Here is a 16,558-nt window from a genome sequence, read left to right on the forward strand (position 1 = left end):
GAATAGGAGTTATTAGACGATTCTTCCCTAAGAAAACGGACCTTAATCAAGTCTCAATAGAGAGAATCAAAGAAGTGGAATTATTACTAAATTACAGACCTATTAGAAAGTTTAACTATTACAACCCTATTGAAGTCCTAAAAAATAAGTGTGTTGCACTTATGGATTGAACACAGCTTTACAAAAAATTGCAATTTCTTAAATTAGCTATATCTAAACTGTCAAATAAGTAATTTAAAGGGCCCTCCCTTATTAAACTACTAATTGATAAAAGTTATTAACACGAAAACGGTTTCGTTGTTTTCAAACATATGGGTAATACTGTTTTAACGACAATTTTACATATTTTTAACTCTTGAAATTTAATTAACTCAACTTAAAACTAATTTTTTATGAAGATTACGCTACTAAAAAGTCTGTTTGCTATCGGGGCATTTCTATCCTTTAGTATAGCGCAGGCGCAGGAAGTAACCGGAACGGTTTCAGATGCTAGTGGACCTTTGCCAGGTGCTAGTGTTATTGAAAAAGGAACTACTAACGGTACTCAAACCGATTTTGATGGAAATTACTCCATTGAAGTTGGTAGCGATGCTGTATTAGTCGTTAGCTACATTGGTTATAAGACAACTGAAGTTGCTGTCAACGGGCAGTCAAGTATTAACTTCACCCTAGAGGAAGATGCACAGGCTTTGGAAGAAGTTGTAATAATAGGTTACGGTACTACTACTGTTAAGGATGCAACTGGTTCTGTAGTTTCAGTTACTGCAGAAGATTTTAATGGCGGTGTCATCGCTTCGCCAGAACAATTAATCCAAGGTAAGACTGCAGGTGTTCAAATTACACAGAGTAGCGGTGCTCCAGGGGCAGGTATTAACTTTAACATTAGAGGTACAAGTTCCGTACGTTCTAACAACAATCCTTTATTTGTTGTTGATGGTGTTCCACTTTCCGGTGGTGACACATCTGCCAACTCTCAGGATCTAGGTGCCGGTACCAGCGGATCAACTAACCCGCTAAGTTTCCTTAACCCTTCGGATATCGAAAGCATCAGTGTATTAAAAGATGCCTCCGCGACGGCCATTTATGGGTCAAGAGGTGCCAATGGTGTTGTTATCATAACTACTAAAAGTGGTAAAACTGGAAAAGGTGTCTTTGAATTCAATTCTTCTCTAAGTATTGCTTCACCAGCAAATTCCTATGATTTACTAGGAAGAGACGATTACTTAAACGCCATTGATTCTTTTGGTGGAGACAGAGCAGCTGCAGACAGAGGGGCCAATACAAACTGGCAAGATGTTGTTACGAGAACCGTAGCGTCACAAAACCAAAACCTTGCATGGTCCAAAAACTATGGTAAAGGAAATATAAGAACTACGTTCGGATATGGAAAACAATTTGGTGTAGTTGAAAACTCTTCATTAGAAAGAACTACACTTCGTGTAAACTGGAATCACAGGTTCTTGAATGACAAGTTAAACATACAAGTATCGGCTACAGGTTCAAGCATTGGTGATGAACAGCCGCTTATTTCAGGAAGTGCTGGTTTCCAAGGAGATTTATTAGGAGCAGCGTACGCTGCCAACCCAACCTGGCCCAATAGCGCTAGTTTTGACCCGGGCAACCTATTGAATCCAGCCAACCTATTGGCGGAGTACCAGAGTTTTAGTGTAACCGATAGGGCTTTACTAAATGCATCTGCAGCATACGATATTACTCCAGAATTAACGGCTAAAGTAAACGTTGGTTATGACTATTCAGAGTCTACTAGGAGATCAGCGCTATCCAGAGATATTGTTGGTCTTACCAATGGTACCGCCGGTAATGGCCGTGGTGCCGTTAATGACCTTAACTTAGAAAGCAAATTGTTAGAGGTAACCTTGAACTATAAGAAGGAATTTGAAAATTCTAATTTAGATGTGTTATTGGGTTATTCTTTCCAAGATTTTGGAACAAGTGGAAGAAATGTAACTGGCTGGGGTTATAGCACTGGTGATTTGAACGCTATGGGTAGAGACTTAGAAGCTTCTGCCGATGCTATTGAAGCATCTATTTCAGGTGATTATCAACAATACGGAATTGGGACTGGTCAATCTCAGGTATTCGTTAACAGATTAGCACCTGCCGCAGCTACGGAAAATGTGGCATTGCCGTTTGGAGGAATTAAGGTAAGGTCTTTATTTACAGATACTTTTGACAATACTGATGAATTACAATCGTTCTTCACTAGAGTCCAGTATTCCCTTGCGGACAAGTATCTATTTACGGCTACGGTTAGAGCGGATGGCTCTTCTAGATTTGGTTCTGACAACCAATATGGTATATTCCCTTCTGGAGCAATTGCCTGGAAAATTCATGAAGAAGATTTCATCGGGGATGCCATTTCAACACTTAAATTACGTGCAGGTGGTGGTATCACAGGTAATCAAGATGGTTTAGGTTTTGGCAACTTTGTTCGTAGAGAACGTTTCGGTGGTGCTCCTATTCAAAATGACGGTATAATCAACATCCCTGGAACGAATGCAGTGGCTTTTGCCAATCCAGGATTAAAATGGGAAGAAACTTTAAACTATGGCGTTGGGCTAGATTTTGGATTTAACAATGATCGTTTTTCCGGTAGTATAGATGTTTACCGAAACGAGACAACCGATTTATTGTTGAATGTGCAAGCCGCACAGCCGTCACCACAGCCTTTCTTTTTCCAAAACTTGGATGCAACAGTACTTAACCAAGGTATAGAATTGGCTGTTGCTTATGATATTGTAAGGTCTGAAGATTTCAATTTTGATGCGTCCTTCAATGTTGCTTACAACGAAAATGAAATTCAGGATTTTGACGGACTTATCCAAGCGGGTACTATTAGAGGTCAAGGTCTTACAGGAGCATTTGCACAAATTTTAGCGGGCAACCAACCGTTATTCTCTTACTTCCTTAGGGACTTCCAAGGATTCGATGCTAACGGTCAGCCCATAGGTGATACGCAAAGTTTCGTAGGTGAGGATGCCTTACCAGATGTAACTGGTGGTTTCTCCATGAATGTTTCTTACAAGAACTGGGATTTTTCTACATATCTAGCTGGTCAGTTTGGTTTTTCAGTATACAATAACACAGAGAACGCGTTCTTTACCGCTGGTTCTATCCAGAACGGTAGAAACGTTACTCAAAATGTTATTGGAAACGGAGAATCTGGTACAGCAGCCGCCTCAGTATCTACGCGTTTCTTAGAAAAGGGAGATTTTGTAAGATTACAAAATGCTTCTTTAGGTTATAATATCCCAATGTCCGGAGAGGGATTATTCAAAAGTCTTAGATTGAATTTAACTGGGCAAAATCTATTCCTAATCACCGATTACAGCGGTTTAGATCCAGAAGTAAGTTCCGCACCTGCTAATAATGACCTATTAAATGGTATACCAACAGCGGGAATCGATTTAACAGCCTATCCAAATCCTAGAACTTTTACACTGGGAATTAATGCTACGTTTTAATTAAAAAAAAGAAAATCATGAAAAGAAGTCAAATCAAAAATTTAATGCTTATTGCCTTTTCCGCAGCATTTGTACTATCCTGTACAGATTTGGAAATAGAAGGCACAGATTCAATTATTTCAACAGATAGTGGCACACAGTTTAGTGGTGTTGCGGACGTTGAGGGTTCATTGGATAACATTTACAACGGTATTAACCGTTTGGGAGATCAAGCTAACTATTTTGCTCTCCAAGAAGTAGCCACTGATGAAGCCTTAGTACCAACAAGAGGTACTGACTGGGGAGATAACGGGATATGGAGAACACTTCATAACCATACTTGGGATCCTGCGCACCAATTTGTTCTGAACACTTGGAACAATTGGAACCAAACAGTTTTCCAAGCTTCTGAAGTTGCTGACCCGCTAAGTAATGGATCAGCAGAACAAGTTGCTCAAGCTAAATTCGTAAGAGCTTTCGCCATGTGGATCGTTATGGACAACTGGGGGCAAGTTCCTTTTAGACAACCTAACGAAGGTCCAGAAATAGACCCTACCGTGTTAACAAGAACAGAGGCGCTTGACTTTATCCTTACCGATTTGGATGATGCTATTGCAGGACTTCCTACCGTAGCTGCCATGGATATGGATAATTTACAAAGAGGAACAAAAGCATCTGCTCGTTTCTTGAAGGCCAGAGTTTTATTGAATGCGCATATTTATAACGGCTCAGGAACTCCTGACTCTGGTGATATGAATGAGGTAATCTCTTTAGTGGATGCTATCGCAGCAGATGGTTTTGCCTTACAGGACGGATATTTTGATATTTTCACCGAGGCTGCCGATACAGAGACCATCTGGTGGATTCCTACCGGTGTTGGTAACAGAATCTGGAACGGTATGCACTACAACATTAATTCACCTGACAACGAAGGTGGTGGTTGGAACGGTTTTACCACATTAGCTGAATTTTACGATCTTTTTGAAGGTGATCCAAACTCAAATACAGTTGGTTCAGGACAGGAAGAAAGAAGAGGTTTTGTGCCCGATGCTTCTAACGCCGATGAGACCAATTTAGGTATAGGTTACGGATTCCTTATAGGACAGCAGTTCAATGAGGACGGAACTAAATTAAAAACAAGACCGGGACAGGATTTAGTATTTACTAGAGATTTCCCAGGATTAGTAGGTAATGGTGAAGCAACTGGAATACGAACTATTAAGTATCACCCAGTAAACGGAGGTTTTACAGCGCACGAATTGGTCTTTCGTTATGCAGATGCTCATTTAATGAAAGCTGAAGCTATGCTTAGAAGTGGTGGTGATGCTACTGCCATGGTCAACGAACTACGTACGTTACGTGATGCCGCTCCATTAGGTAGTGTTTCAGAGCAAAACCTAATTGATGAAAGAGGTAGAGAATTATATGTAGAGTTTGTAAGAAGAACGGATTTAATACGTTTTGGTCAATTTACAAAAGACTGGCAGTTTAAAGATGCTGCTGCAATTGGTGATGAGAACAGAAATCTTTATCCTATCCCATCTAACGCAATTCTTTCTAATCCAAATTTAGTGCAGAATCCAGGATATTAATCCTTTTATATTTAAGTGTTTAAAAAGAGACCGCTCACAGAGCGGTCTTTTTTACTTTAAGGGCACCAAATCTAATTCAAGAATAGGGTTTCAATGGGTAGATACCCAATTGAAAGTCCTGAACAAACTTCAATAGAGATGCCTCTAAATTCATAATATTAACATCTTATAACAATCCTAATTGTACAAATAATTTCCGTTTTAAGTATCTTGCAAGGCTATGTTTTTTAGATTGATGAAAAGGATTATTTTAGTTATGCTACTCAGTATAACCGCTTTATTAAACTCCTGTAAGGAGGAAGAACCAAAGATGTTTACTAAAGTCGATTCTAATCATAGTAATGTTTCTTTCACTAATACACTGATGTCTTCCGCAGAACTTAATATCCTGAACTATATCTACTATTACAATGGCGCTGGATTAGCCGCAGCAGATTTTAATAACGACGGACTCCAGGATCTTTATTTTGTGTCCAATGAAAATAAAGACGAACTATTCCTTAACAAAGGAGCACTACAATTTAAATCCGCCACATTAGCCTCTGGTATAGAGAATAAAAGCGGCTGGACGACCGGGGTAACCGTAGTGGATATTAATAATGATGACCTCTTAGATATTTATTTGTGTAAAGTTTCCGGATATCAAAATCTAAAAGGACATAACTTACTTTACGTAAATCAAGGTATTGTAGACGGAGTACCAAAATTCAAAGAAATGTCTGCATCTTACGGCTTAAATTTTTCTGGCTTCTCCACACAAAGTGCATTTTTAGATTACGATTTAGATGGGGATTTAGACATGTATCTGATGAATCATTCCGTACACCCTAACTTAAATTACGCCAATGGCAACGAAAGAACTAAACAGAACAAGGTTAGTGGCGATAAGCTATTCGAAAATAAAGAGGGTTACTTTGTAGACGTCCGTGCTTCAGCTAATATTTATCAAGGTAAAATCGGTTATGGTCTTGGCATCTCCATAAGTGATGTTAACAATGATTCCTATCCCGATATTTATGTAGGTAACGATTTTTTTGAAAATGACTATCTCTACCTTAACAACGGGGATAAAACTTTTACGGAATCGATTTCAAAAGACTATAAGAATTTGGGGCATACTACACATTTCTCCATGGGAAATGGTATTGCAGACATCAACAATGATGCGCTTACCGATATCGTTTCCTTAGATATGTTGCCTGAAAATCTAGAAACCTATAAATCCTCTGGCACCGAATTTAGCTATCCCAACTATACTAATTACCTTAAGAATGGCTATGCGCCCCAATTTATGCAGAACACACTGCATTTAAATACAGGCCATGGAAAATTCAGTGAAATTGCCTCACTAGCTAATATAAGCGCTACCGAATGGTCATGGGGAACACTTCTAGCAGATTTTGACAATGACGGATTCAAGGATATCTTTATTACAAACGGCATAAAAGGCGCATCCAATGATATGGATTTCATCAACTTTATAGCCAATGATAATATTCAAAAAAATCTTGCCGATGGTGTTGGTAAGCAAGAAATGGAATTCATTCAGAAAATGCCTGAGAAAAAAGTTTCCAATTACTTTTTCAAAAATAATGGGGATTTGACATTTGCCGATGTTTCAAAAACTTGGTATACGCCTGAAAAATCGTTCAGCAATGGAACAGTTTATAGTGACCTGGACAACGATGGCGACTTGGATATTGTAACAAACAACGTCAATGGGGAAGCCTTCATACTCGAAAATAAAGGAAACGAGATAAATCCTAAGAACTATATCAAAATACGTTTTAAAGGACGGAAAACTAATAATTTCGGTATTGGGGCAACGGTTTTCATTTATGCAGAAAATACGGTTCAAAAGTATGAGAACTACACTACTAAAGGATATTTATCCTCGGTGCATCCTTCACTTCACATAGGACTCGGAGCGTTAAATCGTATCGATTCTGTTCTGATACAGTGGCCTACGGGATTCCTCGAAATTTTGAAAGATGTATCAGCAAATCAAGAAATTACAGTGGATTATGAAAATGCCGTAAACGGCAACGCTACCGGAAAAACTCTTTCAGAGTATTCCTCAAATAATCAAACGGTAAATTTTTATCACAAAGACGGCAATTCCATTGAATTCTACCGTGACCCCCTAATACCCTATGCCAATACTAACGAAGGTCCTTCCGTGAGTGTCGAAGACATCAATTCAGATGGTTTAGAAGATATCTTCGTAGGTGGCGCTAAACAGCAACCCTCTGCCCTATTTATCCAAAACAATGAAGGTGAATTTATGCCACAACAGCCAGAGCTTTTTAATGAGGATAAGGTAACCGAAGACATAGATCAGCACTTTTTTGATGCTAACGGTGATGGGTTAATAGATTTACTAATAGTCAGCGCTGGAAATGAATTCAAGAAAGGCCCACCTTTGCGCCCCAGATTGTACATAAATAAAAGTGGACAATTCACAAAGGACACTACTGCCTTTAGAAATATTGAAATCAATGCGTCCGCCGTAAAATCTTGGGATATGGATAACGATGGTGATTTGGATATCCTCATTACTTCCGATGCCGTACCGTGGGAATTTGGCCTTAGCCCCAAACAATATATATTTCAGAACGACGGCGCAGGAAAGTTCTCCGATGTTACCGAAAAAAAATCGTTAGCACTAAATGATTTGGGAAATGTAAAAAATGTAGCCATCTTAGATTTGGACAATAATGGCTTTGAAGACCTCATCTTTGTAGGACACTGGATGCCTATTACCATTTTTATGAACGATGGTGAGGACCTAACCAAAAAAGTAGACCCCACATTAGCCAATTCAAACGGACTTTGGAATGCCATTGAAGTTGACGATTTGGATAATGATGGAGATATAGATTTAGTAGTTGGCAACTGGGGAGAGAACAGTAAATTAAAAGTCTCTTTTCAAAAACCTTTAAACCTCTACAAAGCGGATATCGATAAAAATGGGAGTATGGAAACCATCGTGTCCTATTATCACAAAAATACGGAGACCGTACTGGCATCTAAGGATGAACTAGCGAAACAAATCCCCTCTTTGAACAAAAAATATCTTTCTTATGCTGCCTTTGCCAAAGCAGGCTTTAATGAACTTTTTCCAAAAAAGGTACTGGAAACTGGCTTTCAAAAATCGGTTTACGAATTGTCTACTTGTTACTTTGAAAACCTAGGAAATGGAAAATTCAAAAAACATCCATTACCTAAAATAGCTCAAGTCTCCACAGTACAGGATATAATCATTGAAAATAATCCCAGAAAATCTATAATCCTTGTAGGTAACAATTATGAAATTAGCACCCAACTAGGTAGGATGGATGCCTCCCATGGTCTAATTTTGTATCCCTCAACAGAAGACGTTTTTAAAACGCAAGACTATAACTATTTAGGAGTTTCAGGGGCCGCGAGAAGTATTGAAAAAATTAAAATCAAGAACAAAGAAAACTACGTCATATCTAGAAATAACGATAGCCTATTTTTTGTTTTAAAAGAGCGCTTAAAATGAAAAGGAATTTTATCATACAACGGGTTACATTGACCATCGCCTTTATAGTATTTTTTATTTCTTGCAAAGATAATACCACGTCGGATATCGAAAAATCGATACCCAAAAAGGAAACTTTATTCACCCTATTATCTTCAGAGGACACAGGTATTTCTTTTGTGAACGAAGTAGAAAACAGCAAAGCGTTCAATATATTCAAATACAGAAATTTCTACAATGGTGGTGGTGTTGCACTAGGTGATATTAACAATGACGGGTTAACGGATGTTTTTCTGACCGGAAACAAGGAGCCCAACAAGCTTTACTTGAACAAAGGCAATTTAAAATTTGAGGATGTATCTGAATCAGCTGGTATCAAAGGAAACAAACCTTGGTCTACAGGTGTAGTAATGGCGGATATAAACAATGACGGTCTGCTAGATATCTACGTGAGTAATGCAGGTAACATGGAGGGGAATAATCATGATAACGACCTGTACATAAACAATGGAGACCTCACTTTTACCGAAAGTGCGGCCGAATATAATCTTGCGGAGACAGGTTTCTCTACACACGCTTCCTTTTTTGATTATGATAAAGACGGGGATTTGGATGCCTATATTCTTAACAACAGTAATATACCCGTTAGTAGTTTGGGCTATGCAGAACAACGAGATGTTAGAGCGCAAGATTGGGAGGGCGTTCCTGCTATTTTTAGAGGCGTAGGAGATATGTTGCTGCGTAACGATAATGGCAAATTTGTAGATGTGAGTGAGGAATCCGGAATCTATGGGAGTCTTATCGGTTTTGGCCTTGGTGTCATGGTTACGGATATTAATCAGGATTTATATCCGGATATTTACGTATCTAACGATTTCTACGAAAGGGATTACCTATATATCAACAATCAAGATGGTTCGTTCCGTGAAGAAATCCAACAATGGACCAATCATTTAAGCCTTTCCGCTATGGGTATCGATATGGCGGATATTAATAATGATGGCCTTACCGATATTTTTATAACGGATATGCTTCCCGAACCGGACCAGAGAGTAAAATCCGTGATGGAATTTGAAAGCTACAACGTTTTTAAGTTAAAACAGAGCAAAGATTTTCATCAACAGTACATTCAAAACACACTTCAACTTAACAATGGAAATGGCTCATTCTCGGAAATAGCCTATTACAGCGGTGTTGAAGCTACAGATTGGAGTTGGGCAGGACTCCTTTTTGATATGGATAATGATGGACTTAAGGACATTTATATTACAAACGGCATCAACCATGATTTAACGGACTTGGATTTTGTTGATTTCTTCGCCAATGAAATCATTCAAAAAATGGCACTGACCGGGAGAAAAGAATCCATAGATTCTATAATCAATAAAATGCCCGTAACGCCACTACCCAATTACGCCTATAGAAATAACGGCGATATCACTTTTAGTAATGCCAATAAGGATTGGGGCTTTGAAATTCCCAGTAGATCCAACGGTGCGGCATACGGTGATCTGGACAATGACGGGGACTTGGACCTAGTAGTGAACAATGTAAACATGGAAACCTTTGTTTATAGAAATAATACCGAACGCCTAAAAAACCATAACTATATTAAACTAGATTTTAAAGGTGCAGATGGTAATAGGTTCGGTATTGGCACCGTGGTAAAACTTTATTTTAAAGACCAGATTATCAATCAGACCGTAATGCCTTCAAGAGGCTTTCAGTCCTCTATAGAATACCCAATGACGATAGGTCTTGGAAATGAAACCAAGATAGATTCCATCCGAGTAATCTGGCCAGATGATGCTACTCAAAAATTACAGAACCTTGCCGTAAATGAAACACTGGTGTTGGACCATAGGGATGCTAAAGACAGTTATAAGGTCTTAACTCCTAAGACATTAAATCCATTGTTAAAGGAAGTAAACAATGGTTCGCTATTAGCCCACAAAGAAAATAATTATAACGACTTTGATAACGAAGGGCTTATATACCACTCCCTGGCCCAAGAGGGTCCTGGTGTTGCTGTAGGAGACGTAAATGGGGACGGTAACGATGATATCTTTATTGGCGGCGCCAAAGACCAGACAGCAAGTTTGTACCTGCACAGCGGCAATGGAAAACTTAAAAAGCCTATTACTTCCTTTTTTGAAAAGGACGCTAGTTTTGAAGATACCGCAGCTACTTTTTTCGATGCCGATAACGATGGGGACTTGGATTTAATAGTAGGTAGTGGTGGTAACGAAATTGGCATGCAGAACACCTACGGAACAAGACTTTATCTAAATGACGGCAGAGGTAAGTTCAAGCCATCTGGCATTAATCTACCATCGGCGAATAAAAACGTAGCCGTAATCACTGCTACGGATTTTAACGGTGACGGACACGTGGATGTTTTTGTAGGATCTAGAAGTGTTGTAGGAACCTATGGCGTAGACCCTAATCATCTATTACTGGGTAATAATGGCGATGGTACCTTCTCCGATATTACCGAAAAGTCTGCCTATGACCTAAGAAACGCCGGTATGATTACCGACGCAAAATGGGTGGATATTGATGGAGACAACAAGAAAGACCTTATTACGGTATCTGATTGGGGAACACCAAAAGTATTTAAGAACTCTGGCCGTAGACTAAGTAAGCAAACCACAAGCCTAGATAGTTTAAATGGTTGGTGGGGAGCTATAAAAGCGCAAGATTTAGATAACGATGGTGATTTGGACTTGGTTTTAGGAAACTCTGGAAGCAACTTACATTACAAACCAAAAAAGGGTCAGCCAATGAAAATGTGGGTGAATGATTTTGATAATGATGGTACCATTGAACAAATCATTACACAAAACTATAATAATGGAGACTATCCGCTACATCAGAAGAAAGATTTGACCGGTCAAATATTAGCCTTGAAAAAAGAGAACATCAAGGCATCGGAATATGCCAAGAAAACCGTTGACGAACTGTTCCCTGAAGATGTCATTTCAAACACCATTGTACGAGAAGCGTCCATTTCAGAATCAGTGATCGCTATCAATGAAGGTAATGGTCAGTATCGCATTAAGGTTTTGCCCCCTCAGGTTCAATTCTCCTGTATATGCGGTATTGAATGTACAGACGTAAACCAAGATGGTATGGTAGACCTGATTATGGCAGGTAACAATTTCGAATTTAAACCTCAATTTTCAAGATTGGATGCTAATTATGGGAATGTGCTATTAGGTGACGGTCAGTTAGGCTTTAATTGGCAGAATTATGATACAAGCGGTTTTTTCATAAGGGATGAAGTGAAGCATTTGGAATTATTTAAGGACAAAGCCGGAAATTCATTTTTGATTGCCGCCGTAAACGACAAGCAACCTAAAATTTACAATTTAAATGAAAAGTAAACTTATAGGATTGTCTTTAATCTTTTGGGCTATTGGTTGTAGTGACCAAAAAGGTGATGTTTTCCATAAGCGCACAGCAGAAGAAACAGGAATATATTTTTCCAATGACCTGAAGGAATCCAACGACTTGAACATTCTCGATTACCTCTATTTTTATAATGGTGGAGGCGTAGCCATCGGGGATATCAATAATGATGAACTACCAGATATCTTCTTTTCTGGAAACCAAGTTGCTAATAAACTATACCTCAATAAGGGAAATTTTTTATTTGAGGACATTTCCGAAAAAGCCGGAGTTGCCGGAAAAAGCAGTTGGAATACAGGTGCTGTAATAGGAGATGTTAATGGAGACGGCCTTTTAGATATTTACGTGTGCGCCGTGGTAGGTTTAAATGGTTTTAACGGTCATAATGAATTATTTATAAATCAAGGCGATGGTACTTTTAGTGAAGAGTCGGGCAAATATGGTCTCGATTTTGAATCTTACAGCTCGTCTGCGGCTTTTCTGGATTACGATTTGGATGGTGATCTGGACATATACTTGCTTAACCATGCCGTTCATACCCCAGAATCTTTTGGAAAAGCGGACCTTAGATACGAAAGAAACTATGAAACGGGAGATAAATTATTACGAAACGATGAAGGAAAATTTTCCGATGTAAGTGAAGAGGCAGGAGTTTACGGCGGTATTAACGGGTACGGCTTAGGCATAGCCGTTTCAGATTTTAATAACGACGGTTATCCGGATTTATTCATTGGTAATGATTTTCATGAAGATGATTACTATTATCTAAATAATGGCGACGGCACTTTTAAAGAATCGCTCAGAGATTATTTTGGACATACTTCAAGATTTTCTATGGGGAGTGATGTGGCCGACTTAAATCATGACGGTCTCCCGGACCTCATTTCTTTAGATATGTTACCGTTTGATGAAAAGGTGTTAAAATCTTCTGAGGGTGATGACAATATACAGGTTCAGCGACTTAGAACAGGTACATATGGGTACCATTATCAATTTACGCGCAATATGCTCTATCTAAATCAGCCAGGCGGGCAATTTAGAGAGACCGCCTTACAAAGTGGTGTTGCAGCTACAGATTGGAGTTGGAGTGCACTTTTTGCCGATTATGACCAAGATGGCGAACAAGACCTGTTTATAAGCAATGGCATTCCTAAACGGCCAAACGATTTAGATTACATCAATTTTGTATCCAATGACAATATTAAAAATAAAATAAATAACACTAATCTCGTAGATCAAAAAGCTTTGGAACTCATGCCTTCTGGTGCAGCATCAAACCGTATTTTTAAAGGTAATTCCAGTCTGCTTTTTGATGACAAATCCGATGTCTGGATTCCTAAGGACACCTTGGTTTCGGGGGCAACGGCCTATGCTGATTTGGATAATGATGGAGATTTGGATTTAGTGACAAACAATTTGAACACCCATCCTACCATCCTTGAAAACAGGACCAACGAGAAGGCAAATTATTTAAAACTGGGCTTACAATATAAGGGTAAAAACAAGTTTGGTATTGGCACAAAGGTAGTTTCATATACCGACGGTAAACAACAATTTAAAGAACTGTTCACGGTTAGAGGCTTTCAGTCTTCATCACAACCCATTATTCATTTTGGCTATGGTGATATCTCAATGGTTGATTCCCTTAAAATTATTTGGCCGGACAAGACCTTCCAAGTATTAAGAGACTTAGATGTAAATCAAACGCTCAAAATTACTTATGGCAATACATTGGCCTATAACTACGGTTTGTCCATTACCAATAAAACGACACTTTTCAAGAAAGTACCCAATCGATTGGGCATAAATTTTACGCATAAGGAGGATGCCTATACAGACTTTAATCGCCAGAAGCTCATTCCCTATCAAATATCCGATAGAGGTCCGGCTACCAGTATTGGAGACATGAACAATGATGGAAAAACCGATATTTTCTTCGGAGGCTCTAAATACATCCCCTCTCAAATCTTTATCCAAGGAGACAGCTTGTTTCGATCAGCGAATATGAATACCATTCAGAAAGATTCCATCAAAGAAGATGTGGTTGCTGTTTTAGCCGATTTCGACGGCAATACCACAAATGATCTCTTTATAGGGACGGGTGGTGCCGATTTTTACAATAAAATGGCCCCGTTGACAAATTCATATTATTCCCTCAAAGACTCCATTTACAGTACGTTACCGATAGCACCAACCTATGAAAACGCATCTGTACTTATTCCTATGGATTATGATCAAGATGGTGATTTAGATCTTTTTGTAGGTAACCAATCTATTTCTGCCGATTTTGGGAGGTCTCCAAATTCCTATCTCTTAAACAATACCAATGGCACCTTGGTTATGGATACAAAAAGCATTTTTAAGGAACTGGGAATGCTTACGGATGGTATTGCAGATGATGTTGATGGTGATGGTGATTTAGATCTAGTCTTAACGGGAGAATGGATGCAGCCTATGTTTTTCCGAAACGATATGGGTAAATTTAAAGCCTTTGAACCCTTAAAGGAAAAAAATCTAAAAGGTTTATGGCAAAGCATAGTAGCTTTTGATATCGATAAAGATGGTGATAAAGACTACCTTCTAGGCAACTGGGGAGCAAATTCCAAGTTTCAGGCAAGCTATGAACATCCTATGCGTATGTATTATGGAGATTTTGATGCCAACGGAGCAACAGAAACCATTGTTACCGTATTCAAAGATGATGCCTACTACCCCTTGGATGGACTTAACGAACTTGCCAGCCAAATGGTATCGTTACGAAAAAAATTCACTTCCTACACCTCTTTTGGTGGTAAGGATATCACGGAAATTCTAGATGAAAAATCATTGAAGGAAGCTAAAATCCTAGAGGTAGCTATGTTAAAATCTGGATACTTAAGGAATGATAATGGGTCATTTTCATTTATTCCTTTTAATTTTGACCTTCAAACTGCTCCGATGACGGATTTCTTGGTTTATGATTTTAATGATAACGGAGAAGAAGAAGTACTAGCTGCAGGAAATTATTTTGGCGTAAAACCATATCATGGAAGGTATGATTCCTTTTCGGGAGCCTTGATTAAGACCAGTACGGAAATTACTCTGGGCAATACGCTAGGACTGGATTTTATGTCAAAATCGGTAAGACACTTAAATATCATTGAATTTAAGGGTGCACCCTACCTTATGGTCACCATGAACAATGCAGATGCGCAAGTCTATAAAATAGAAAACTAAAAAATAATGAATAAAATTATTCCCTTTATTCTCTTAAGTATACTCTTCAGTTCCTGTACGCAGGAAAAAGAGAACATTAAAGTTGACTCGGAAGATTTACACGTAGTTGTAGATAAAGTAACTCAGATTATGATTCATGATATTTTCTCGCCTCCTGTGGCGAGTAGAATTTTTGCGTATCCTAATGTTGCAGGTTATGAGATTATAGCCCAAGTTAATCCTGAATATCAATCGTTGGCGGGACAAGTAAACGAACTGACGCCCGTACCTGTTATTGATACAGCATCCGGTGTAAATCCAAAATTAGCCGCTATAATAGCACATATGGATATCAGCAAAGCCTTAATTTTCTCCGAAGACAAGTTTGAAGTATTGCAAGACAGCCTTTACGAGAAATGGTCCTCTACCAATAAGGAAGAGTTCGAGATTTCCAAAACTTATGGTCTTAAGGTTTCCGAGCATATTAAGGAATGGATGAGTAAGGACAACTATAGCCAGACCAGAACAATGCCCAAGTTCACTGTTAATACCGACGACACCTCTAGATGGCAACCAACGCCACCGGCCTATATGGATGGTATAGAACCGCACTGGAACAAGATAAGACCATTTTTCCTAGATTCGGCAGCGCAATACAAGCCTTTACCACCACCTCCTTTTTCAATGGAGAAAGACTCCGATTTTTACAAAGAATTACAGGAAGTCTATGATATCAGTAATGAAATCACCGCTAATGGCGATGATTCAGAAGAAGTAGAAATAGCTAAATTCTGGGATTGCAATCCTTATGTATCCGTTACTCGAGGGCATCTCATGTTCGCTACCAAAAAAATTACTCCGGGAGCGCATTGGATCGGGATTACCAAAATTGCCAGTAGAAAAATGAACAGTGATTTTGATGATACGCTATTTGCCTACACCAAAACATCCATGGCCATTGCCGATGCCTTTATTAGCTGTTGGGACGAAAAGTACAGGAGTAAGCTCATACGTCCAGAAACATTAATTAATGCTCATATAGACGATAGTTGGAAACCCATACTGCAGACACCCCCTTTCCCAGAATACACAAGTGGTCATAGTGTAGTCTCCGGTGCTGCGGGCACAATTCTGACCGATATCTTTGGTGATAATTTTAATTTTGTAGATGACACTGAAGTCCCTTATGGACTTCCTACCAGAACTTTTAAATCCTTTAATAAGGCTGCGGATGAAGCTGCCATAAGCAGAATGTACGGTGGAATCCACTACAGGGCCGCGGTTGAAGTTGGTGTTGGCCAAGGTAGAAAAATAGGCACTCTACTTCTAGACAAAGTACAAATGAGAAAAGATAAATTAGCATCTAACTAGTACTAAGGCCATTGCCTAAT

General features: G+C 38.9%; 6 protein-coding genes and 1 pseudogene. All 7 read left to right on the top strand.

Features of this window, described 5'->3' with window-relative positions:
* Positions 1 to 170, top strand: a pseudogene (locus BFP77_RS17555) (IS30 family transposase); the annotation flags it as partial.
* 222 nt (positions 171 to 392) lie between these two features.
* Complete coding sequence (locus tag BFP77_RS01500; RefSeq protein ID WP_099572312.1) at positions 393 to 3,485, top strand: SusC/RagA family TonB-linked outer membrane protein; 3,093 nt, start codon at positions 393 to 395, stop codon at positions 3,483 to 3,485.
* A gap of 17 nt (positions 3,486 to 3,502) precedes the next feature.
* Positions 3,503 to 5,056, top strand: a complete 1,554-nt coding sequence (locus BFP77_RS01505) for a RagB/SusD family nutrient uptake outer membrane protein (protein WP_099572313.1) — start codon at positions 3,503 to 3,505, stop codon at positions 5,054 to 5,056.
* A gap of 310 nt (positions 5,057 to 5,366) precedes the next feature.
* The gene (locus BFP77_RS01510) at positions 5,367 to 8,582 is read left to right on the top strand and encodes a VCBS repeat-containing protein (RefSeq protein WP_257212828.1); all 3,216 of its coding nucleotides are present in this window, start codon (positions 5,367 to 5,369) and stop codon (positions 8,580 to 8,582) included.
* Positions 8,579 to 11,947, top strand: coding sequence for a VCBS repeat-containing protein (locus BFP77_RS01515; protein WP_099572315.1), 3,369 nt, complete (start codon positions 8,579 to 8,581; stop codon positions 11,945 to 11,947). The genes BFP77_RS01510 and BFP77_RS01515 overlap by 4 nt, the downstream gene beginning before the upstream one ends.
* Entirely contained in the window at positions 11,937 to 15,188 is a 3,252-nt protein-coding gene (locus BFP77_RS01520) for a CRTAC1 family protein (protein WP_099572316.1), read from the top strand. The genes BFP77_RS01515 and BFP77_RS01520 overlap by 11 nt, the downstream gene beginning before the upstream one ends.
* 6 nt (positions 15,189 to 15,194) lie before the next feature.
* On the top strand, positions 15,195 to 16,538 hold the full coding sequence (locus BFP77_RS01525) for a vanadium-dependent haloperoxidase (protein WP_099572317.1): 1,344 nt from the start codon (positions 15,195 to 15,197) through the stop codon (positions 16,536 to 16,538).
* Positions 16,539 to 16,558 lie beyond the last annotated feature (20 nt).

It is taken from the genome of Maribacter sp. 4U21 (assembly GCF_002742365.1).
Classification (GTDB): Bacteria; Bacteroidota; Bacteroidia; order Flavobacteriales; family Flavobacteriaceae; genus Maribacter.

Excerpts from the sequence above, each read along its gene's own strand:
- BFP77_RS01500 (WP_099572312.1), top strand. The coding sequence starts at position 393 with ATGAAGATTACGCTACTAAAAAGTCTGTTTGCTATCGGGGCATTTCTA.
- BFP77_RS01505 (WP_099572313.1), top strand. The coding sequence starts at position 3,503 with ATGAAAAGAAGTCAAATCAAAAATTTAATGCTTATTGCCTTTTCCGCA.
- BFP77_RS01510 (WP_257212828.1), top strand. The coding sequence starts at position 5,367 with ATGTTTACTAAAGTCGATTCTAATCATAGTAATGTTTCTTTCACTAAT.
- BFP77_RS01515 (WP_099572315.1), top strand. The coding sequence starts at position 8,579 with ATGAAAAGGAATTTTATCATACAACGGGTTACATTGACCATCGCCTTT.
- BFP77_RS01520 (WP_099572316.1), top strand. The coding sequence starts at position 11,937 with ATGAAAAGTAAACTTATAGGATTGTCTTTAATCTTTTGGGCTATTGGT.
- BFP77_RS01525 (WP_099572317.1), top strand. The coding sequence starts at position 15,195 with ATGAATAAAATTATTCCCTTTATTCTCTTAAGTATACTCTTCAGTTCC.